Genomic DNA, 19,091 nt, shown 5'->3' with positions numbered 1-19,091 from the left:
CGTCCAGACGCCGCGCTGTCGCGCAGCAAACACAGGACCTGTGGCAGCGAGCTTGCTCGCGAAGGCAATGTTCCTGCCTTCCGAAATATATGCTGATGTCCCGGCCCCTTCGCGAGCAAGCTCGCTCCTACAGAAAAGGTGAATCCTCAGAACTTGTAACCAACACCCACCATGTAAACCCATGGGTCGATATCCACATCAACCTTGGTCTTGCCCACGCTCAGCGCAGACGGACCATCAACGGTGGCTTCGGTGTCGATGTCTATGTACCAGACCGATGCGTTGAGCAGAATGTTGTCAGTCAACAGGTAGTCCATACCGATCTGACCGGCCAGACCCACCGAGTCTTTCAGTTTCAGGTTGCTGAAGCCCTGGCTTTTGCGATTGCCAGTGAGGTCTGTGTCGAAAAAGGTGGTGTAGTTGATGCCGATACCCGCGTAGGGCTGAAACTTCGACGAAGCTTCCATCGGGTAGTACTGCAACGACAGCGTTGGAGGCAGTTGCTTGATGTCACCCAACTTGCCATCCAGGCCCGCGCCCAGACCTTTGACCGAAACGGTGTGGCTGAACGGCGTGGCCGCCAGCAGTTCGATGCCGACGTGGGGAGTGATCATGTAGCCGAACGTCAGGCCGAGTTGGTTTTCGCCATTAACGGTCGCTTTGGTGCCGGAGACCTTGCTGCCGTCCAGACGGATTTCGCCGCTGTCTTCGTTGGGCTCGACGTGTGCCACACCGGCGCGGACGATGAAATCACCGGCCTCGTAAGCCTGGGCTGCGAAAGGGGTGCTGAGGGCCAGCGCGAAAAGGGAAGCGCTGAGCAAGGTCTTGTTCATGGGGGCTCCAAAAGGCGGTTCAATTTGTCTGTTGCCAATGTTACGGCCCGTCTAAAGGGCGGCTTTGACACAGCTCAATGAAAACGCGATGAAGCCCTCGAAATGACGTGGGACCGGCTTCAGCCGGGAAGGCAAAATTCCAGGCGAAGAAGATCGTAGTGAGTGTACTGGCCTCTTCCCGGCTAAAAGCCGGTCCCACGGGATCGCGCGACTTTGCAGGTAAACTGCCCTCCAATAGACCTATGTATCAGGCAACTCATAGACCAGGATCTTGTCGGCTTCCATCTGATAGCCTGCATCAGCCAGTTCACTGGAGGTCGCTTTGACCTGCATCGGCCCTTCGATCCAGTACGGCTGATAAAGCTCCTCGACCTTCACCCCCAGCTCGCTGGTGACATGCACGATCTGGTTCGAAGGCGGTGGCGGAACATGGATGCACGCGCCGAAATACGGCACGAGCAGAAACTCAGTCACCCGGCCTTCTTCACTGACTTCCAGTGGCACGATGTAGCCAGGCAGGCGAACGTTTTTCCCGTCCAGCGCCTTGACCACCGGAGCGTGAGGCGCCTGTTGGTGAGCTGCTGGCGCGGACTCCACCGACAGCGCATCGGACAGCCCGGACAGGTTATGAATCGGGGCGGTAATGGGCGCGATTTTGGGGGCGTCAGGCGGGATCATGTCTTCCCACGTCAGCACCTGCGGCTCGGCAGCCCACAACGGTGGGCTGATCGATAACAGCAAAACCAGTAACAAACGCCGCATGTTCAACGTCCTCATAAACGGATCGACAAACCATCGGCCAGTGACTGCCGATAGGCGCGCCAAGCGGGTACAACACCCATCAGCAGCGCGGCCGCCAGAATGCCACCGAGCAGCGTCCATTCATATTCGCTGGGCAAAGAAAGCGGTAAAAACAGGCCGTAATTGCTTTGTACATAGCCTTGGGCGGCGGCGATGCCGACGTACAGCAGGGCCATGCCACTGACCACGCCGGCCAACGCCAGGGCGAAGGCCTCCATGATCAATAGTGTCGCAATGTGCCAGGGGCGAGCGCCCACCGAGCGCAGAATCGCCATTTCCCGGCGGCGCTCGTTGAGGCTGGTGAGAATTGCCGTGAGCATGCCGATCAGGCCGGTCAGCACCACAAACAGAGAAATCACAAACAAGGCTTTTTCCGCCGTGCCCATCAAGCTCCACAACTCCTGAAGTGCCACGCCGGGCAGAATTGCGAGCAGTGGCTCGCCACGGAATTCATTGATTTCGCGCTGCACGGCGAAGGTGGCGATCTTGCTGTTCAGGCCCAGCATGAATGCCGTGATGGCCTTGGGCGTGAGGTCCATGTTGCGCGCCTGATCGGCGGAAATTCGCCCGGCTCCGTGGGCCGGCACACCGTTTTGCCAATCAATGTGAATCGCTTCCATGCCACCGAGGCTGATGTGCAGCGTGCGATCCACCGGCGTGCCGGTCCGCTTGAGAATCCCGACCACGGTGAATGGCTTGTCGTCGTGCTTGACCAGGCTGACCACCGCCACGCCATGAGCCAGCACCAGCTTGTCGCCCAGTTTGTATTTCAGGGCGTCGGTGACTTCTGCGCCGAGCACCACTTCAAACGGATCAGTCTGAAACTCACGACCTTCGGCCATCTGCAAATGCTGCTGGCGGCCAAACTGGTAGTGCTCGAAATAGCTTTCGTTAGTGCCCATCACCCGATAACCGCGATGGGAATCGCCCAGAGAAATCGGGATTGCCCATTTCACCTGTTTGCTGTGGGACAGCTCCTCATAGCTGTCCCAGCGAATGTTGTTGGTGGCGTTGCCGATGCGAAATACCGAATACAGCAACAGGTTGATCGAGCCGGAACGCGCACCGACGATCAGATCCGTGCCGCTGATGGTGCTGGCGAAACTGGCCCGGGCCTCGGTGCGCACCCGCTCGACCGCCAACAACAGGCAGACCGACAAGGCGATGGCAAAGGCGGTCAGGAATGCGGTGAAGCGACGGTTTGCCAGGCTGGCCATGGCTAGACGAAACAAATACATCTCAAACCTCTGCGGCGACGGCGGCGCGATTGAGTTCGGACAACGACAGACTGCGATCGAACAGCGGCGCCAGGCTTTGGTCATGGCTGACAAACAACAGGCTGGCACCGGCTTCGCGACATTCAGCGAACAGCAACTTGATGAACGCCTCCCGGGCGTCGGTATCCAGCGCCGAGGTGGGCTCGTCGGCGATCACCAGCTCCGGTTGGCCGATCAAGGCGCGTGCGGCGGCGACTCGTTGCTGTTGGCCAATGGACAAAGCATCGGCGCGACGGCTGAGCATTTCCGGATCTTTCAGGCCCAGGTGGGAAAGCAGCGTCGTGGCGGCTTTTCCCACGCTGCCGTGGCGCTGCTGGGCTCGCTCTGCGCGGACTTTGGAGAAGTGGCACGGCAACTCGACGTTCTCGCGCACAGACAGGAACGGCAGCAGGTTGAACTGCTGAAAGATATAGCCGGTGTGGTCGACCCGAAACCGGTCACGAGCACCTGCGGACAACTGTGTCAGTTCCTGGCCCAGCAGGCGAATGCTGCCTCGATTGGGTGTCTGCACGCCGCCCAACAGCCCAAGCAGGGTTGTTTTGCCACTGCCGCTCGGGCCTTTGAGAAACAGGGTTTCGCCCGCATCAAGACGAAATTCCGGGATATCCAGCAATTGCGCATGCCCCGGCCAACTGAAGCCAAGGTCGCTGAGTTCGATGAGTGCTTGGGTCATAGCCGAAAGTGCCTTTGATGAAAATCAAACGACCGGGCAAGCCCGGTCGGTTTAAACGCTGACTAAATCAGAACTTCAGGCTTGGATTGCTCGGACGCACTTCGGCACCCGACTGGCCTTTTGGCGAGATCAGTTGTACCTGAAGCTTCTGAGTGCCAGGGAAGGATTTGAAAATCTGTGTCAGGTCGAGGGTTTTCAGTACCGCAGGAACTTTACAGGTGAATTTGTAAGTACCGTGGATTTCGCTGTGCTCGTGCTCTTCGGGCTCACCGGCTTTATCAGCGTGATCATGATCATGATCGTGATCAGCGTCGGCGTCCGGTTTGTCACCGAACAATGGGCTTTCCAGTTTCAGGGCGACCACATTGCACTCGGCCGCTTCCGGCACGCTGAACAGCGCGTGAGGTTTGAGCAGTATTTCCTTGGCAGCGGCGACTTTGGCCTTGTCTTCAGCGCTGGTTGCCAGATGCTCGAAACCCACGATGTTCATCGCCGGGCTGTCCAGTTCGAACTCAAGCGTGCGACCTTCGAGTGCCACATCCAGCCGACCCACACCATGCTCATGGGCGCCGAGGCTGCCGTGCTCATGGTCGTGATCATGTTCTGGAGCCGCGTGAGCCATGGCGAGAGGAAGCAGAGCGAAGGGCAAAGCGAGCAGCAGACGGCGCATAAAAACAGACTCCGGACATGATGGGTGAAAAATAGTTATGTGATCTTATAACAATTATCTCGGTGGGGGTGAGCTGGAATTGAGGTTTGTTCAGGGTTCGAGCTGCGAACCCTGACCTGTGGGAGATTCTATGTCTGCTCGCAAGCGGATGTGACGACGTGGGACCGGCTTTAGCCGGGAAGGCGACACTTCAGACGATAAATAGGGTGTGGATGTACCGGCCTCTTCCCGGCTAAAGCCGGTCCCACGTCGTCGCGTCAATATTGAGATCATTCCTGTGGGAGCGGTGCGCAGGACAATCCATGTGCGGCTATGCGAGCATGCCCACCTGCTAAAAAAGAGGAAGCACCCATGTTGCGTATCCGTGGAACCGTCGGTGATTGGCCGGTGGATTTGACGCTGGAGCTGGATGAAGGGGATTGGGCGCAGTTGGGCGCGCAGCTCAAGGCGGCCAAGCCTGAAGCCGCTCCTGTTGTTGCCAGCAAGCCTGCCACTCAGGACGACAAGATCTGGCAGATCGCTCTCGACCTACTGCGTGACGCCGGGCAGATCAGCGGGCCGCAGCTGTTGGATCAGTTGGAAGGGCTGACCGGCAGCACGGCGGCGGGCAAGCGCTTGTTGGTGCGCCTGCGCCACAGTTCACAGGTCAAGGTCGAGAGCGGCCAGGATGCGCCGCTCTACAGTTGGCTTGGAGCCGACGCTTAGTACAGCGCAGCAAACAGCTTGCGACGATAGGCCGTGACCAGCGGGTGGTCGTTGCCCAGCAGATCGAAGACTTGCAGCAGGGTCTTGTGCGGCAGACCTTCGGCGTAGTTGCGGTTGCGGATGAACAGTTTCAACAAGCCTTCCAGCGCCGCTTCATACTGCTGGCGGGCAAGCTGTTGAATCGCCAGTTGATGCACCGCTTCATCGTCCTGCGGATTCTGCGCCAGACGCGCCTTGAGGTCGGCGGCATCCGGGAAAGCCTTGGCTTCTGCCAGGAACGTCAGCTGCGCGCGGGCGCCGGCCAGATCGGCTTTGTGGTCGTCGGTTTTCACTGCATCCAAGACCGCACGGGCTTCGTCCAGCGCGCCGCGCTCTGCCAGGCAGCGTGCGTAGAGGATCAGCGCCACAACGTTGGTGTTGTCTTCAGTCAGCACTTGCTGCAATACCGCTTCGGCTTCAGCGAAGTGGCTTTCGGCGAACATCTCTTGAGCGAGTTTCACCGGGTCGGCCGCTTTCGGTGGCGGCATCACCACGTGTTGAGCGAGGATCTTGCGGATCTCCGACTCAGGCTGCGCGCCGGTGAAGCCATCGATCGGCTGACCGTCTTTGAATAGCACCACGGTAGGCAGGCTCTGAATGCCGAAGCGCGCAACGATGTCTTGCTCTGCATCGCAGTCGACCTTCGCCAGCAGCAGTTCGCCCTGATAACTCTCGGTGATTTGCGCCAGCAGCGGCATCAACACCTTGCACGGAGCACACCACTCGGCCCAGAAATCCACCAGCACCGGTTGGTCGAACGACTTGTCGATCACCAGTTGCTGAAAGGTCGCCGCGGTGGCGTCGAAGATGTATGTCGTGTCCTGGTTCATTGCGAATCTCGGGAGGATCTGAATGCCGCCAACTATAAAGGGCGTGGGGGTTTGCGCAAAGCGGTGAGTCGTAGACCCAAGGACGAAATCGATCTGTAGGAGCGCGCTTGCCCGCGATGGCGGCAGTCCAGTCGATAAATGTGCCGCCTGAAAAATCGCATCGCGGGCAAGCGCGCTCCTACCGGGGGGCCGTCCATACCTGTCTATCAGCGTGATACAAGCTCACGTTGCGAAATTCATGAGGCTCAGCCAGATCCGGCAACGTATGCGCCTCAAAAATGCCCAATCGCTCATAAGCTGGATGCTGAAAATCCCGCACACGGGAATCAGCTACCAACGCCTGACGGCCACGGCTGAGGAATTGATCAAGCAGCGGCAGGTTGGCGCGGTCGTAGAGCACGTCGGCGACGATGATCAGGTCGAAGCGATCGGCTTCGGCAAAGAAATCCGCCGAATAATTGAGCTGCACACCGTTGAGCTCCGCGTTAGCGCGGCAGGCTTCGAGCGCCAACGGGTCGAGATCGCAGGCCACCACTTCCAGCGCGCCGGCTTTGATGGCTGCAATCCCTGCAACGCCCGAACCCGCTCCAAAATCCAGGACCCGCTTGCCCGCCACCCACTGCGGGTGCTCGGCCAGAAACCGCGCCAACACCAAACCGCTGGCCCAGCAGAAACTCCAGTACGGCGGCTCTTCGAGGATGCGGCGGGTTTCTTCAGGGCTGAAGGCGCGGTCCATGTTGTCAGCGTCGATCAGCCACAGCTGCAAATCGGTTTCCGGCAGCGCCGTGGCCACCAATCGGGCGTCGCCGAGCAGGTCGCTCAGCGCCCGTTGCAGGTGTTGCGGTGCAGTCATGGTGCGGTTTCGAACTGCAAAGGTCCCAGCGCCTGAGTGTTGGGTTGTTCAATGCGCAGCGACGGCAGATGCAGTATCAACTGCCCGGATTTGCTGGCACGCCCGCGCAGCTCAACACGAGCGCCCACGGGGAAGGCTTCCGGGTTGAAACGCAGTTGAAAGGGCAGGGACTTGTCGTTGCCCTGCAAAACCGTGCTGGTCAGCAGCTTTTGCGGACGACCGCGCTCGTCGATCACCAGCAATGCCAACTCGACTTCCGCCCCACTGGGCACGCCGAGCAGTTGCCCGCTCAGCTCACGTTGAAAAGGTTGCAACGGCCCAGGGCCAGCGGGGACTTTGATGGCTGGCGCCGAAGCCGGCTTGGCGGCAACCGGATGGGGTGGCTCATTGCTGCTGCAAGCGGCGAGCAGGCCGACCAGGCCAAGCAAAACTAGCGGTCTAAGCGTCATGAACAGCTCCAACAAAAAACCAATACGAAGGACATCAGCTACCGTTCAATAACGCAGCAGCCCGGACAGGCCTACCTATGAATAGCCCAGTAGTGCGCAGTATCGCTGAACACTGCGCCCGTTGCGCGTCTATATACCGCAAAGCCCAAGACTTGTCTTGCCAGCGGGATGCGCTACCATGGCGGCCCTTCCTATTTTTGTTGCCTGCCACCATGCACTGTCCCTTCTGCGGTGCCAATGACACCAAAGTCATCGATTCACGCCTGGTTGCCGAAGGCGAACAGGTTCGTCGTCGTCGCGAATGCGTGGCGTGCGGTGAACGTTTCACCACCTTCGAGACCGCCGAACTGGTATTGCCACGTCTGATCAAGCAAGACGGTAGCCGTCAGCCTTTCGACGAAGAAAAGCTGCGTGCCGGCATGCAGCGCGCCCTTGAAAAACGTCCCGTGAGCGTCGAACGCCTGGAAGCCGCGCTGGTGCACATCAAGCATAAGCTGCGCGCTACCGGTGAGCGCGAGGTCAAATCCCTGGTGGTCGGTAATCTGGTCATGGGCGAACTGCAAAAGCTGGATGAAGTGGCTTATATCCGCTTTGCGTCGGTCTACAGGCGTTTTCAGGACCTCAACGAATTCCGCGAAGAAATTGATCGCCTGGCTCGCGAGCCTGCCAAAGAGTGAGCGTCACGTTGACTGAGCAAACCGTGCTGGATGCGCATTACATGGCGCACGCGCTGGAACTGGCGCGCAAAGGGATTTATTCCACCCACCCAAACCCAAGGGTTGGCTGCGTAATTGTGCGCGACGGCCAGATTGTCGGCGAAGGCTGGCATGCCCGGGCTGGCGAGCCTCACGCTGAAGTCCACGCCCTGCGCCATGCGGGCGAAAAAGCCAAAGGCGCAACTGCTTACGTCACCCTCGAACCTTGCAGCCATCATGGCCGCACGCCGCCTTGTGCCGACGCGTTGGTCGATGCTGGGGTCGGGCGCGTGGTGGCGGCCATGCAGGACCCCAATCCGGATGTGGCCGGGCGCGGCTTGTTGCGTTTGATGAATGCCGGTATCGCCGTGCAGTGCGGCGTGCTGGAAGACGAAGCCAGGGCGCTGAACAAAGGTTTTCTCAAGCGCATGACCAAAGGCCTGCCGTATGTGCGGGTCAAGCTGGCTATGAGTCTGGACGGCCGCACCGCCATGGCCAGTGGCGAAAGCCAGTGGATTACCGGCCCCGCCGCGCGCTCGGCCGTGCAACGCTTGCGCGCTCAGTCCAGTGTGGTGCTGACGGGTGCCGATACCGTGCTGGCCGACAAGGCACGCCTGACCGTACGCCCGGACGAGCTTGGCCTGAATGCCGAGCTGACGGCATTGGCCTTGACCCGTCCGCCTCTGCGGGTATTGATCGACGGCCGTTTGCGTGTGCCGCTGGATGCGCCGTTCTTTCAGGCGGATCATGCCCTGGTCGTGACCTGCGCTGCGGCATCGGCCCGCGAGCGCTATCACGACGCTGGCCACGACATGCTCGCCCTGGCCAGCAGCGACGGCCATGTGGATCTGCGCAAGTTGCTGGTTGAACTGGCCGCTCGCGGTGCCAATGATGTATTGATCGAAGCCGGCCCGCGCCTGGCTGGGGCTTTTACCCGGCTTGGGTTGGTGGATGAGTTTCAGATTTTCATCGCGGGTAAATTCCTCGGCTCTTCGGCTCGCCCTTTGCTCGACCTGCCACTGGCGCAGATGAGCGAAGCGCTTGAGCTCAAAATTGTGGAAATGCGCGCAGTTGGAGATGACTGGCGAGTCATCGCGGTACCAAAGACGCTACCCGGCGTATAATTCCCGGCTTTCGCTTAGCGCGCTGGCCTTGTTCTCCTGGAGGACCCATGTTTACCGGCATTATTGAATCCATCGGCAGCATCCGCGCCATCACCCCCAAAGGCGGCGATGTTCGCGTTTATGTGGCGACCGGCAAACTTGATCTGAGTGACGTCAAGCTGGGCGACAGCATCGCGGTCAACGGCGTGTGCCTGACGGCGGTAGAGTTGCCCGGCGATGGCTTCTGGGCTGATGTCAGCCGCGAAACCCTCGATGTGACCGCGTTTATCGATCTCAAGACCGGCAGCCCGGTGAATCTGGAAAAGGCCCTGACGCCGACCACGCGTCTGGGGGGCCATCTGGTCAGCGGCCATGTGGATGGCGTCGGGGAGATCGTTTCCCGTGAAGAAAACGCCCGGGCCATTCAGTTCAAGGTCCGTGCGCCTCGCGAACTGGCCAAGTACATTTCCCACAAGGGCTCGATCACGGTCGATGGCACCAGTCTGACGGTGAACGCCGTTGATGGCGCCGAGTTCGAGCTGACCATCGTGCCGCACACCCTGGCTGAAACCATCATGGCCGACTACCGTCCGGGCCGTAAGGTCAACCTTGAGGTGGATCTGCTGGCGCGTTATCTGGAGCGTCTGTTGATGGGCGACAAGGCCGCCGACTCCTCGAAAGGGCAGGCTGGCACCATCACTGAAAGCTTTCTGGCCGCCAACGGCTACCTCAAATCCTGAATTCAAGGGGGTGCCGCGTGGCGCTCAACAGCATCGAAGAACTGGTTGAAGACATACGCCAAGGCAAGATGGTCATCCTCATGGATGACGAAGACCGCGAGAACGAAGGCGACCTGATCATGGCCGCCGAATGCTGCAAGGCGGAGCACATCAACTTCATGGCTCGCTTTGCGCGCGGCCTGATCTGCATGCCCATGACCCGTGAGCGCTGCGAGAACCTCAAACTGCCGCTGATGGCGCCGCGCAACGGCTCCGGGTTCGGCACCAAGTTCACGGTGTCCATTGAAGCCGCTGAAGGCGTGACCACCGGTATTTCTGCCGCTGACCGCGCTCGTACCGTGCAGGCTGCTGCCGCCAAAGACGCGAAAGCCGAAGACATCGTCAGCCCGGGCCACATTTTCCCGTTGATGGCCCAGGCGGGCGGTACCCTGGCCCGCGCCGGTCACACCGAAGCCGCCTGTGATCTGGCGCGCATGGCCGGTTACGAGCCTAGCGGCGTGATCTGCGAGGTGATGAACGATGACGGCACCATGTCCCGTCGCGCCGAGCTGGAAGCCTTTGCTCTGGAACATGACATCAAGATCGGCACCATCGCCGACCTGATTCACTACCGGATGATCCACGAACGTACCGTTCAGCGGATTGCCGAACAGCCCATGGACAGCGAACTGGGCCAGTTCAACCTGGTGACCTACCGCGATTCCGTGGAAGGCGATGTTCACCTTGCGCTGACTCTGGGCAAGATTTGCGCAGAAGAACCGACCCTGGTTCGGGTGCACAACATGGACCCGTTGCGTGACCTGCTGATGGTCAAACAGCCCGGCCGCTGGAGCCTGCGGGCCGCCATGACCGCGGTTTCCGACGCGGGCAGCGGTGTTGTGTTACTGCTGGGTCACCCACTGGATGGCGACGTGTTGCTGGCGCATATTCGTGAAACATCCGGGCAGTTGCCGGTCAAGTCGCCGACCACTTACAGCACCGTTGGCGCCGGTTCGCAGATCCTGCGTGACCTGGGCGTGCGTAAAATGCGCCTGATGAGTTCACCAATGAAGTTCAATGCGATATCCGGTTTCGATCTGGAAGTTGTAGAATACGTGCCCTCCGAATAAAAGACGGTTGGGTGGTGCGCTTTTTGGGTGTACCACCGGCTAATCTGTTTCGTGGCCCAATATCCCTATAGCCCGCCCCAAGGCGTGCTTGCTCTTTAATACGAGACTTACACGAATGACCCTGAAGACCATCGAAGGTACCTTCGTCGCTCCCCAAGGCCGCTACGCTCTGGTAGTTGGCCGTTTCAACAGCTTCGTCGTGGAAAGTCTGGTGAGCGGCGCTGTTGATGCCCTGGTACGCCACGGCGTCAAAGAAAGCGACATCACCATCATCCGTGCACCGGGTGCCTTCGAAATTCCGCTGGTTGTGCAGAAGGTTGCCCAGCGCAGCGAGTTCGCCGCTATCGTCGCCCTCGGCGCGGTGATCCGCGGTGGTACGCCACACTTCGAATACGTGGCTGGCGAATGCGTCAAAGGCCTGTCCCAGGTTTCCATGGAGTTCGGTGTACCGGTTGCATTCGGCGTGCTGACCGTTGACACCATCGAGCAAGCCATCGAACGTTCCGGCACCAAGGCTGGCAACAAAGGCGCAGAAGCTGCGTTGTCCGCCCTTGAAATGGTAAGTCTGCTGTCGCAGCTGGAGGCCAAGTGATTTCTGACGAGAGCGATCAGTTCAACCCGCGCGATTCACAGCCAGCTGACGCTGGCAAGCCATCGAAGAGCGTCAAGCGTCGCGAAGCGCGTCAGCTCGCGACTCAGGCCCTTTACCAGTGGCACATGGCGGGTCATTCGCTGAATGAAATCGAGGCACAGTTCCGTGTCGATAACGATTTCACCAACGTTGATGGCAACTATTTCAGTGAACTGTTGCGCGGCGTGCCGACCAACAAGAGCGAAATCGACACCGCCCTCAAGCCGTGCCTGGACCTGACCATTGAAGAACTCGACCCGGTTGAACTGGCCATCCTGCGCCTGTCCACCTACGAGCTGCTCAAGCGCGTCGATGTTCCGTATCGCGTAGTGATCAACGAAGGCATCGAGCTGGCAAAAGTCTACGGCTCCACCGACGGCCACAAGTTCGTCAACGGCGTCCTCGACAAACTGGCCCCGCGCCTGCGTGAAGCTGAAGTCAAAGCGTACAAGCGCTAAGATTTCAAGCTGAGCGCACTTCCCTGTGGGAGCGAGCTTGCTCGCGAAGGGGACGGTGAGACCAGCGCATTTATAGCGGCTGGACTATCGCCTTCGCGAGCAAGCTCGCTCCCACGGGTTTTCACTAGGTTGCCAAGCACAACAAGAGATCCCGATGGGCGAGTTCGAGCTGATCCGCAATTACTTCGCTGCCGCACCTTGTGCGCAGACGGGCGAGGGCGTTGCGCTGGGGATTGGTGACGATTGCGCCTTGCTGACACTGCCGCCAGGCGAGCAGTTGGCGGTCTCTACCGATACGCTGGTCACGGGGGTGCATTTCCCCGATGGCTGCGATCCTTTTCTTCTGGGGCAGCGAGCACTCGCAGTCTCTGCCAGCGATCTGGCCGCCATGGGCGCGATACCTGTTGCGTTCACCCTGGCCCTCACACTTCCTGACGTCTCTGCCGAATGGCTGCAACACTTCGCCCAAGGGTTGAACCGCATGGCCGAGGGTTGTGGGTTACGTCTGGTCGGCGGAGACACCACGCGCGGACCGCTTAGCCTTACCCTGACGGTATTCGGCCGTGTGCCTGTGGGCAAGGCGCTAACCCGCAGCGGCGCACGGCCCGGTGACTTGCTGTGCGTTGGCGGACCATTGGGCGATGCGGCGGGCGCTCTGGCACTCGTGTTGAACCAGCGCAGCGCCGAGGCGTCTACCGCAGAGGCTTTGCTGGCACGCTACTGGTCGCCGCAACCGCAGTTCGCCCTCGGTCTGGCACTGCGTGGCAAGGCCAGTGCGGCATTGGATATCTCGGACGGCTTGCTGGCTGACTGCGGGCATATAGCCTTGGCGTCCAAGGTGCGGTTGCTGGTCGAGCAAGACAAGCTGCCCATGTCGCCGCCACTGTTGACGCTTCTTGGTCCGCAAGCGGCGCAACAGGCGGCATTGAGTGGTGGCGACGATTATTTACTGGCATTTACTCTGCCAGCTGCGCATTTGCAGGATTTGCGCGACGCTGATTTGCCCGTTCACGTCATTGGACGTGTCGTAGCAGGCGAAGGCGTCGCGCTGATCGATTCAGAGGGTCACGACGTTCCTGTCCTGGCACGCGGCTACCAACATTTTCGGGAGACACCGTGACAGATCATCCTAAGCAAGTCCCGGCGGAGTTCGTACCACCCTCGGTGTGGACTAATCCGTGGCATTTCCTGGCATTTGGCTTTGGCTCCGGCACGTTGCCCAAAGCACCAGGCACCTGGGGCTCGATGGTCGCCGTGCCTTTCATCCCGCTGTGGCAGATGCTACCGGACTGGGGTTATTGGCTGATGCTCGGCATCACCATGTTGTTTGGCTTCTGGCTGTGCGACAAAGTAGCCAAGGACCTGGGCGTTCACGACCACGAAGGCATCGTCTGGGACGAAATGGTCGGTATGTGGATTACCTTGTGGCTGGTACCCGAAGGCTGGGTCTGGCTGTTGGTGGGCTTCCTCGTGTTCCGCTTTTTCGACATCCTCAAGCCGTGGCCGATCCACTGGATTGATCGGCATGTTCACGGCGGCGTGGGCATCATGCTCGACGATGTACTGGCCGGAGTGTTCGCCTGGTTGGCAATGCAGGGCCTGGTTTGGGCCTGGGCGTGGATTTGAGCTGAAAATCATCCTCCGTAGGAGCGCACGAGCACCGCGAGGCCGCGATAGCGGTTGGTCTGATACGCCGTCATCTCTGCCTCGCGGTACTCGTTAGCTCCTACAGTGAAGATATCCAGGAAGCCATCAATCTAACTTCCTGATCAGTATGCTCGACAATTCAGCCTAAGCGTCCGCCCGGACCTGCTGTTACAATGCCGCCTTGCGAATTTCCAGTCCCATACTGATCAGGAGCACACGGTGCCCGTCGTATTTGTAGCCGCCTCCAAGCTGCCTACCCCATTTGCAGAATTCACCATGCATGGCTTTCTTGAGCATGCGACCGGCCGTGAACACCTGGTTCTGAGCCTGGGCGATGTGTCCGATGGCGCTCCGGTGCTTGGCCGCGTCCATTCCGAGTGCCTGACTGGCGATGCCCTGTTCAGCCAGCGTTGTGACTGTGGTTCCCAGCTTGAAGCCGCCTTGCGTGCTATCGCTTCCGAGGGCCGTGGCGTGCTGTTGTATCTGCGTCAGGAAGGCCGTGGCATCGGTTTGCTGAACAAAGTCCGCGCCTATGAATTGCAGGATGGTGGCGCTGACACCGTTGAAGCCAACGAGCGTCTGGGCTTCGCTGCGGATCAGCGTGACTACGCGATTTGTCTGCCGATGCTGCAACACCTGGGTATCGACGCTCTTCGCTTGATGACCAACAATCCACGCAAGGTCAAAGCCTTGACCGAGATGGGCATCAACGTGGCTGAGCGCGTGCCGCTGCACACCGGTCACAATCCGCACAACAAACTGTATCTGGCGACCAAGGCCGGGAAGCTCGGGCACATGATGGGCAACGAGCACCAGGGCGAGGCTGATCGCGCGTGAACCGCAACAACACCAGACGCCGCTTCGCCCTCGCGTGGTGGTGGCAGCTGGTGTTGACCCTGTCTCCTCTGTTTGTAATCAGCAATACGTTCGATAGCCGCAATGCCATCCTGCCCGTGCTGGCGATGCCGATCTTCGTTGCTGGCCTGGCCTCAATGTTTGTCAGCCTCAAGCCATTCGGCCGCTACAAACACGCCTTGATCGCCACCGGCGCTGCACGGGATACCCCTGAAGAACCCGCCGCCTGGATCAACCTGGCCGATGCTCGCCGCACTGCGTTTCTGGCTGCCGGATTGCCCGCGTGGATCGCCGCACTGGGCGTGTTCGTTGGGCTTGAGCTGGTGCCGCTGTTGCTGTTGGGGTTTTCCAGTGTGGTGCTTTTGTATCTTTACCGGATACCTCGGCAATTGGTTTGAAAGGCATCCCGTCCCCTCTGATTGAACACTATCCGTAGGACCGGCTTTAGCCGGGAGGGCGTCGATACATTCTCTAAATCTCTTTCGTCAGAAATAATGCTCTCCCGGCTAAAGCCGGTCCTACGGACGGAGTCACTGTATAAAAAAGGAACTTTCCATGAACGGACCTGACCCGAAAAATCCTCACCCAATGAATGGCTTCCCGCAGGTGTGTTTCATTAAAAACACCCTCAACAATCCGAACATCATCGTGGGCGATTACACCTACTACGATGATCCCGAAGACTCGGAAAACTTCGAGCGTAACGTCCTTTATCACTTCCCGTTCATCGGCGACAAACTGATCATTGGCAAATTCTGCGCACTGGCGCGGGGCACCAAATTCATCATGAACGGCGCCAACCACAAGATAAGTGGCATCTCGACGTATCCGTTTCAAATCTTCGGCAACGGCTGGGAGAAGGTCACGCCTGAGCCGGGTGACTTGCCCTACAAAGGCGATACGGTGGTGGGTAACGATGTGTGGATGGGCTACGACGTGCTGATAATGCCTGGCGTGACGATCGGCGACGGGGCGATCATCTCTTCACGCTCGGTAGTGGTCGGTGATGTCCCGGCTTACAGCGTTGTTGGCGGCAATCCAGCCAAAGTCTTGAAACAGCGCTTCCCCGTTGACGTCAGCGAGCGACTTTTGGCCATTGCCTGGTGGGACTGGCCTATAGAGAAAGTTACCCGGAATCTGCAGGTGATCGTTTCAGGTGATATCGACGCGTTGCAGGCAGCGGTTTAGCGTAAAGACGCGCATATTTCCTGTAGACGCTCACCAAAGTGACGAGGCCAGCGATTGCTGTTTGTCTGATACACCAGCCATCGCTCGCCTCGTCACCTCGTCACCTCGTCACCTCGTCACCTCGTCACCTCGTCACCTCGTCACCTCGGTGAGCTCGTAAAGAATCTTGTCATGTAATCCAGCAGTCACAAAAAAAGGGCGCTCAATGAGCGCCTTTCTTTTTTATGCTTTCAACGATCAGCCAATCAACACCAACCGCTCATTGATCGCCGCTTCAATCCCGGCTTCGTCCAGACCACACTCAGCCAGCATCTGCGCAGGTTTGGCGTGTTCGACGTAAGCATCTGGCAAGCCCAGGTGCAGCACGGATTTAAGGATGTTTACCCGTGCGAGGAACTCACTGACGGCCGCACCGGCACCGCCCATGATGGCGTTCTCTTCCAGGGTCACCAGCAGCTCGTAATTGGCAGCTGCGTCGCGGATCAGCTCTTCATCAATCGGTTTGACGAAGCGCATGTCGATCACGGTGGCGTCGAGTTTCTCGGCGACTTTCAGTGCGTCGGCCAGTTGCACACCGAACACCAGAATGGCAACGCCTTGGCCGGTGCGACGGACCACACCCTTGCCGATCTCGACAGGCGCAAGGCCGCTGTCGATCACTGCATTGGGCCCGGTACCTCGTGGGTAGCGCACAGCGGCTGGCCCCGGGTGCTGATAGCCGGTGCTGAGCATCATGCGCAGTTCGTTTTCGTCACTCGGCGTCATCACCACAATGCCGGGGATGCAGCGCAGGTAAGACAGGTCGAAGCTGCCCGCGTGGGTCGGGCCGTCTTCGCCCACCAGACCGGCACGGTCGATGGCGAACAGGACATCAAGGTTCTGCACCGCGACGTCATGAATCAGTTGGTCGTAGCCGCGTTGCAGGAAGGTGGAGTAGATCGCCACCACCGGCTTGGCGCCTTCACAGGCCATGCCAGCCGCCAGCGTGACAGCGTGCTGCTCGGCAATGGCGACGTCGAAGTATCGCTCCGGGAAGCGCTCGCTGAACTCGACCAGATCCGAGCCTTCTTTCATCGCCGGTGTAATGCCCACCAGGCGCGAGTCAGCCTCGGCCATGTCACAAATCCACTGGCCGAAAACGCCGGAGTATTTAGGACCGCTGACTTTTTTCGGCGCGTTGGCCGGAGCATCGATAGGATCGAGTTTGGTGATGGCGTGATAGCCAATCGGATCGACTTCCGCAGGCGCGAAGCCTTTACCTTTTTTGGTCACCACGTGCAGGAACTGCGGGCCTTTGAGGTCCCGCATATTGCGCAGCGTCGCGATCAGGGTCGGCAGGTCGTGACCGTCGATAGGCCCGATGTAATTCCAGCCAAGTTCTTCGAACAACGTGCCAGGGACCAGCATGCCCTTGGCATATTCCTCGGTACGGCGGGCAATTTCCCAGGCGCCCGGCAGGCGTGACAGGACTTTTTTACTGCCCTCGCGCATGCTCGTGTAAGTGCGGCTGGAAAGAATCTTCGCCAGGTAGTTCGACAACCCGCCGACGTTGCGCGAGATCGACATGTCATTGTCGTTGAGGATCACCAGCATGTCGGCGGCAACTTCCGGCGCATGGTTCAGCGCTTCGAAAGCCATGCCCGCAGTCAACGCACCGTCACCGATCACCGCGATGGACTTGCGATCACTGCCTTGCAGACGGGCGGCAATCGCCATCCCCAGCGCAGCGCTGATCGAAGTGCTGGAGTGGCCGACGCCAAAAGTGTCGTACTCACTCTCGCTGCGACGCGGGAAGGCGGCCACACCGTCTTTCTGGCGCAGGGTGTTCATGCGCTGGCGACGGCCGGTGAGAATCTTGTGCGGATACGCCTGATGGCCCACGTCCCAGACCAAGCGGTCGTCCGGGGTATCGAAGACATAATGCAGAGCGATCGTCAGCTCGATGACACCAAGGCCGGCACCGAAATGCCCGCCGGTCTGGCCAACGGAATAGAGCAGCTCCAGGCGCAGTTCATCGGCCAGTGCTTCCAGCTCGGCTTCACCCAGGCGACGCAGGCCGTCCGGCGTTTCAGCGCGGTCGAGCAGCGGCGTGGTCGGGCGCACGCGGGGGATCTCTTTAAACGTCGTGGGCATCAGGCGAATCGTTATAAGTAAAAGAGGCGGCAGTTTACCTGATGCAACGCAGGCTGCCCATGAAGTGCAGTGGCTGATGCGCAGGCAAACCTGTCAAACACAAGTCTGTGACCCGATGAAACGAGCCCGGTTCGGGGTATTTCAGGTGTGCAGCGGTTTAGTTGCGCCGTTCAACGATATACCGCGCCAGGTCACGCAGCGGATCAGCGGATGCGTCGAAAGGCCGCAGCGTTTCTATCGCCTGATCTCGCAACTGCAAGGCATATTGCCGCGCAGGCTCCAGCCCCAGCAGCGCCGGGTAGGTCGGCTTGTCACGGGCGATGTCGGCACCCTGGCGCTTGCCGAGAGTTTCGGTATCGCTTTCTACGTCGAGAATGTCGTCCTGCACCTGAAACGCCAGACCAATGGCCCGGGCATAGGATTGCAGGGCATCAAGCCGGGCTTGATCCGCATGACCGCTGGCCAGTGCGCCAAGTTTGACGCTGGCTTCGATCAACGCGCCGGTCTTGTGCCGGTGCATGAATTCCAGTGCCGCCTGATCCAGCTTGAGGCCCACTGAACCCAGGTCGATGGCCTGGCCGCCCACCATGCCGGCAGGACCTGCCGCCGACGCCAGCGCGCCGACCATCAGCAGGCGCGTACCGGCGTCTTGCGAGGTCAGGTGTGGGTCGAGCAGGGCGGTGAATGCCAGGCTTTGCAGGCCGTCACCGGCCAGAATCGCACAGGCTTCATCAAAGGCTTTATGAGTGGTCGGCTGGCCGCGACGCAAATCGTCGTCGTCCATGGCTGGCAAATCATCGTGCACCAGCGAGTAAGCGTGAATCAGCTCCACCGCGCAGGCTGCGCCGTTGGCGTCCTCGGCTTTACCGCCCAGCGCCTCACAGGCCGCATAGGCGAGCAGCGGACGCACGCGCTTGCCGCCATTCATCACGCTGTAGCGCATCGCGGCATAAAGGCGGGCCAGTTCGGGGGCGGGTGCTGCAAACAGACCTTCCAGCGCCGCATTGACGCGGCTCTGACTCAACGCCTGATAGTTCGCGATCATTCAGGTTGTTCCGCGTCGAATGGCTCTTCAGCCAGCTCGCCGTCGCGCTCCAGCAACACTTGTACCTTCTGCTCAGCCTGCGCCAGTGCGCCCTGGCAGTCGCGGGTCAGGCGAATACCTTGCTCGAAGGCGGTCAACGAGTCTTCCAACGACAACTCGCCATTCTCCAGACGCTCTACCAGCGTTTGCAGATCAGCGAGGGATTGTTCGAAATCCAGTGCAGCTTTCTTGCGGGCCATGAGCGCTATTCCGGTAGAGGTTAAACCGCCGCGACACTAGCAGAGCGTGGGCTCCGGGGCAAATGACCAAGGCTTGAAATGGGCTTCTGGTGTCTATAAAAGCGGCGTTTTTCTTTCC

At 59.7% G+C, this 19,091-nt stretch carries 23 protein-coding genes; 12 read left to right on the top strand and 11 right to left on the bottom strand.

Annotated features, from left to right (window positions below; genetic code table 11):
- Window positions 1-146: 146 nt before the first annotated feature.
- From IV01_RS20305 to IV01_RS20325, 5 genes are all read right to left on the bottom strand, one after another.
- Window positions 147-833, bottom strand: coding sequence for an OmpW/AlkL family protein (locus IV01_RS20305; RefSeq protein ID WP_032626480.1), 687 nt, complete (start codon window positions 831-833; stop codon window positions 147-149).
- Between the two features lie 240 nt (window positions 834-1,073).
- Window positions 1,074-1,595, bottom strand: a complete 522-nt coding sequence (locus IV01_RS20310; RefSeq protein ID WP_032626479.1) for a DUF3299 domain-containing protein — start codon at window positions 1,593-1,595, stop codon at window positions 1,074-1,076.
- Between the two features lie 11 nt (window positions 1,596-1,606).
- Window positions 1,607-2,872: an ABC transporter permease gene (locus tag IV01_RS20315; RefSeq protein ID WP_032626478.1), complete on the bottom strand. Its 1,266-nt coding sequence runs from the start codon at window positions 2,870-2,872 to the stop codon at window positions 1,607-1,609.
- Between the two features lies 1 nt (window position 2,873).
- Entirely contained in the window at window positions 2,874-3,584 is a 711-nt protein-coding gene (locus tag IV01_RS20320) for an ABC transporter ATP-binding protein (RefSeq protein WP_032626477.1), read from the bottom strand.
- A gap of 67 nt (window positions 3,585-3,651) precedes the next feature.
- Entirely contained in the window at window positions 3,652-4,254 is a 603-nt protein-coding gene (locus tag IV01_RS20325; RefSeq protein WP_032626476.1) for a DUF2796 domain-containing protein, read from the bottom strand.
- 351 nt (window positions 4,255-4,605) lie between these two features.
- On the opposite strand from IV01_RS20325, the gene IV01_RS20330 reads away from it, so the two are divergent.
- Window positions 4,606-4,959: a hypothetical protein gene (locus IV01_RS20330; protein ID WP_032626475.1), complete on the top strand. Its 354-nt coding sequence runs from the start codon at window positions 4,606-4,608 to the stop codon at window positions 4,957-4,959.
- On the opposite strand, the gene trxA is transcribed toward IV01_RS20330, so the two are convergent.
- From trxA to IV01_RS20345, 3 genes are all read right to left on the bottom strand, one after another.
- The gene (gene trxA, locus IV01_RS20335) at window positions 4,956-5,828 is read right to left on the bottom strand and encodes a thioredoxin (RefSeq protein WP_032626474.1); all 873 of its coding nucleotides are present in this window, start codon (window positions 5,826-5,828) and stop codon (window positions 4,956-4,958) included. The two genes, IV01_RS20330 and trxA, sit on opposite strands and share 4 nt — an antisense overlap.
- A gap of 178 nt (window positions 5,829-6,006) precedes the next feature.
- On the bottom strand, window positions 6,007-6,681 hold the full coding sequence (locus IV01_RS20340) for a class I SAM-dependent methyltransferase (RefSeq protein WP_032626472.1): 675 nt from the start codon (window positions 6,679-6,681) through the stop codon (window positions 6,007-6,009).
- Complete coding sequence (locus IV01_RS20345; RefSeq protein WP_032626470.1) at window positions 6,678-7,130, bottom strand: lipoprotein; 453 nt, start codon at window positions 7,128-7,130, stop codon at window positions 6,678-6,680. Before IV01_RS20345 ends, IV01_RS20340 begins: the two co-directional genes overlap by 4 nt.
- A gap of 212 nt (window positions 7,131-7,342) precedes the next feature.
- Here IV01_RS20345 and nrdR point away from each other — a divergent pair, with 212 nt between their 5' ends.
- From nrdR to IV01_RS20400, 11 genes are all read left to right on the top strand, one after another.
- Window positions 7,343-7,807, top strand: a complete 465-nt coding sequence (gene nrdR / locus IV01_RS20350; RefSeq protein WP_032626469.1) for a transcriptional regulator NrdR — start codon at window positions 7,343-7,345, stop codon at window positions 7,805-7,807.
- 41 nt (window positions 7,808-7,848) lie between these two features.
- A complete protein-coding gene (gene ribD, locus IV01_RS20355) occupies window positions 7,849-8,949 on the top strand; it encodes a bifunctional diaminohydroxyphosphoribosylaminopyrimidine deaminase/5-amino-6-(5-phosphoribosylamino)uracil reductase RibD (RefSeq protein WP_050507300.1) in 1,101 nt (366 codons plus the stop codon).
- Window positions 8,950-8,996: 47 nt separating this feature from the next.
- A complete protein-coding gene (locus IV01_RS20360) occupies window positions 8,997-9,668 on the top strand; it encodes a riboflavin synthase (RefSeq protein WP_032626465.1) in 672 nt (223 codons plus the stop codon).
- Window positions 9,669-9,685: 17 nt separating this feature from the next.
- Complete coding sequence (ribBA, locus tag IV01_RS20365; protein ID WP_032626462.1) at window positions 9,686-10,777, top strand: bifunctional 3,4-dihydroxy-2-butanone-4-phosphate synthase/GTP cyclohydrolase II; 1,092 nt, start codon at window positions 9,686-9,688, stop codon at window positions 10,775-10,777.
- Between the two features lie 115 nt (window positions 10,778-10,892).
- The gene (ribE, locus tag IV01_RS20370) at window positions 10,893-11,369 is read left to right on the top strand and encodes a 6,7-dimethyl-8-ribityllumazine synthase (protein ID WP_032626460.1); all 477 of its coding nucleotides are present in this window, start codon (window positions 10,893-10,895) and stop codon (window positions 11,367-11,369) included.
- Window positions 11,366-11,866, top strand: coding sequence for a transcription antitermination factor NusB (gene nusB / locus IV01_RS20375; protein ID WP_032626458.1), 501 nt, complete (start codon window positions 11,366-11,368; stop codon window positions 11,864-11,866). Before ribE ends, nusB begins: the two co-directional genes overlap by 4 nt.
- Window positions 11,867-12,020: 154 nt before the next feature.
- Window positions 12,021-12,986, top strand: coding sequence for a thiamine-phosphate kinase (thiL, locus tag IV01_RS20380; protein WP_032626455.1), 966 nt, complete (start codon window positions 12,021-12,023; stop codon window positions 12,984-12,986).
- Complete coding sequence (locus tag IV01_RS20385) at window positions 12,983-13,492, top strand: phosphatidylglycerophosphatase A (RefSeq protein ID WP_032626452.1); 510 nt, start codon at window positions 12,983-12,985, stop codon at window positions 13,490-13,492. Before thiL ends, IV01_RS20385 begins: the two co-directional genes overlap by 4 nt.
- A gap of 240 nt (window positions 13,493-13,732) precedes the next feature.
- Window positions 13,733-14,350, top strand: coding sequence for a GTP cyclohydrolase II (gene ribA, locus IV01_RS20390; RefSeq protein ID WP_032626451.1), 618 nt, complete (start codon window positions 13,733-13,735; stop codon window positions 14,348-14,350).
- On the top strand, window positions 14,347-14,766 hold the full coding sequence (locus IV01_RS20395; RefSeq protein WP_032626449.1) for a hypothetical protein: 420 nt from the start codon (window positions 14,347-14,349) through the stop codon (window positions 14,764-14,766). The genes ribA and IV01_RS20395 overlap by 4 nt, the downstream gene beginning before the upstream one ends.
- 157 nt (window positions 14,767-14,923) lie before the next feature.
- Complete coding sequence (locus tag IV01_RS20400; RefSeq protein WP_032626448.1) at window positions 14,924-15,556, top strand: Vat family streptogramin A O-acetyltransferase; 633 nt, start codon at window positions 14,924-14,926, stop codon at window positions 15,554-15,556.
- A gap of 237 nt (window positions 15,557-15,793) precedes the next feature.
- Here the strand turns inward: IV01_RS20400 and dxs are convergent, their stop codons facing one another.
- From dxs to IV01_RS20415, 3 genes are all read right to left on the bottom strand, one after another.
- Window positions 15,794-17,689, bottom strand: a complete 1,896-nt coding sequence (dxs, locus tag IV01_RS20405) for a 1-deoxy-D-xylulose-5-phosphate synthase (RefSeq protein ID WP_032626446.1) — start codon at window positions 17,687-17,689, stop codon at window positions 15,794-15,796.
- A 157-nt stretch (window positions 17,690-17,846) separates the two neighbouring features.
- A complete protein-coding gene (locus IV01_RS20410; protein ID WP_032626445.1) occupies window positions 17,847-18,734 on the bottom strand; it encodes a polyprenyl synthetase family protein in 888 nt (295 codons plus the stop codon).
- A complete protein-coding gene (locus tag IV01_RS20415) occupies window positions 18,731-18,973 on the bottom strand; it encodes an exodeoxyribonuclease VII small subunit (protein WP_020289635.1) in 243 nt (80 codons plus the stop codon). The genes IV01_RS20410 and IV01_RS20415 overlap by 4 nt, the downstream gene beginning before the upstream one ends.
- Window positions 18,974-19,091 lie beyond the last annotated feature (118 nt).

Source organism: Pseudomonas syringae (genome assembly GCF_000737245.1).
Lineage (GTDB): Bacteria > Pseudomonadota > Gammaproteobacteria > Pseudomonadales > Pseudomonadaceae > Aquipseudomonas > Aquipseudomonas syringae_J.
Note: the sequence above shows the minus strand (reverse complement) of the source record. Positions and strands in the feature narration are given on the sequence as shown.

Coding starts and splice junctions, on each gene's coding strand:
- IV01_RS20305 (WP_032626480.1), bottom strand. CDS start 833: ATGAACAAGACCTTGCTCAGCGCTTCCCTTTTCGCGCTGGCCCTCAGC.
- IV01_RS20310 (WP_032626479.1), bottom strand. CDS start 1,595: ATGCGGCGTTTGTTACTGGTTTTGCTGTTATCGATCAGCCCACCGTTG.
- IV01_RS20315 (WP_032626478.1), bottom strand. CDS start 2,872: ATGTATTTGTTTCGTCTAGCCATGGCCAGCCTGGCAAACCGTCGCTTC.
- IV01_RS20320 (WP_032626477.1), bottom strand. CDS start 3,584: ATGACCCAAGCACTCATCGAACTCAGCGACCTTGGCTTCAGTTGGCCG.
- IV01_RS20325 (WP_032626476.1), bottom strand. CDS start 4,254: ATGCGCCGTCTGCTGCTCGCTTTGCCCTTCGCTCTGCTTCCTCTCGCC.
- IV01_RS20330 (WP_032626475.1), top strand. CDS start 4,606: ATGTTGCGTATCCGTGGAACCGTCGGTGATTGGCCGGTGGATTTGACG.
- trxA (WP_032626474.1), bottom strand. CDS start 5,828: ATGAACCAGGACACGACATACATCTTCGACGCCACCGCGGCGACCTTT.
- IV01_RS20340 (WP_032626472.1), bottom strand. CDS start 6,681: ATGACTGCACCGCAACACCTGCAACGGGCGCTGAGCGACCTGCTCGGC.
- IV01_RS20345 (WP_032626470.1), bottom strand. CDS start 7,130: ATGACGCTTAGACCGCTAGTTTTGCTTGGCCTGGTCGGCCTGCTCGCC.
- nrdR (WP_032626469.1), top strand. CDS start 7,343: ATGCACTGTCCCTTCTGCGGTGCCAATGACACCAAAGTCATCGATTCA.
- ribD (WP_050507300.1), top strand. CDS start 7,849: ATGGCGCACGCGCTGGAACTGGCGCGCAAAGGGATTTATTCCACCCAC.
- IV01_RS20360 (WP_032626465.1), top strand. CDS start 8,997: ATGTTTACCGGCATTATTGAATCCATCGGCAGCATCCGCGCCATCACC.
- ribE (WP_032626460.1), top strand. CDS start 10,893: ATGACCCTGAAGACCATCGAAGGTACCTTCGTCGCTCCCCAAGGCCGC.
- thiL (WP_032626455.1), top strand. CDS start 12,021: ATGGGCGAGTTCGAGCTGATCCGCAATTACTTCGCTGCCGCACCTTGT.
- IV01_RS20400 (WP_032626448.1), top strand. CDS start 14,924: ATGAACGGACCTGACCCGAAAAATCCTCACCCAATGAATGGCTTCCCG.
- dxs (WP_032626446.1), bottom strand. CDS start 17,689: ATGCCCACGACGTTTAAAGAGATCCCCCGCGTGCGCCCGACCACGCCG.
- IV01_RS20410 (WP_032626445.1), bottom strand. CDS start 18,734: ATGATCGCGAACTATCAGGCGTTGAGTCAGAGCCGCGTCAATGCGGCG.
- IV01_RS20415 (WP_020289635.1), bottom strand. CDS start 18,973: ATGGCCCGCAAGAAAGCTGCACTGGATTTCGAACAATCCCTCGCTGAT.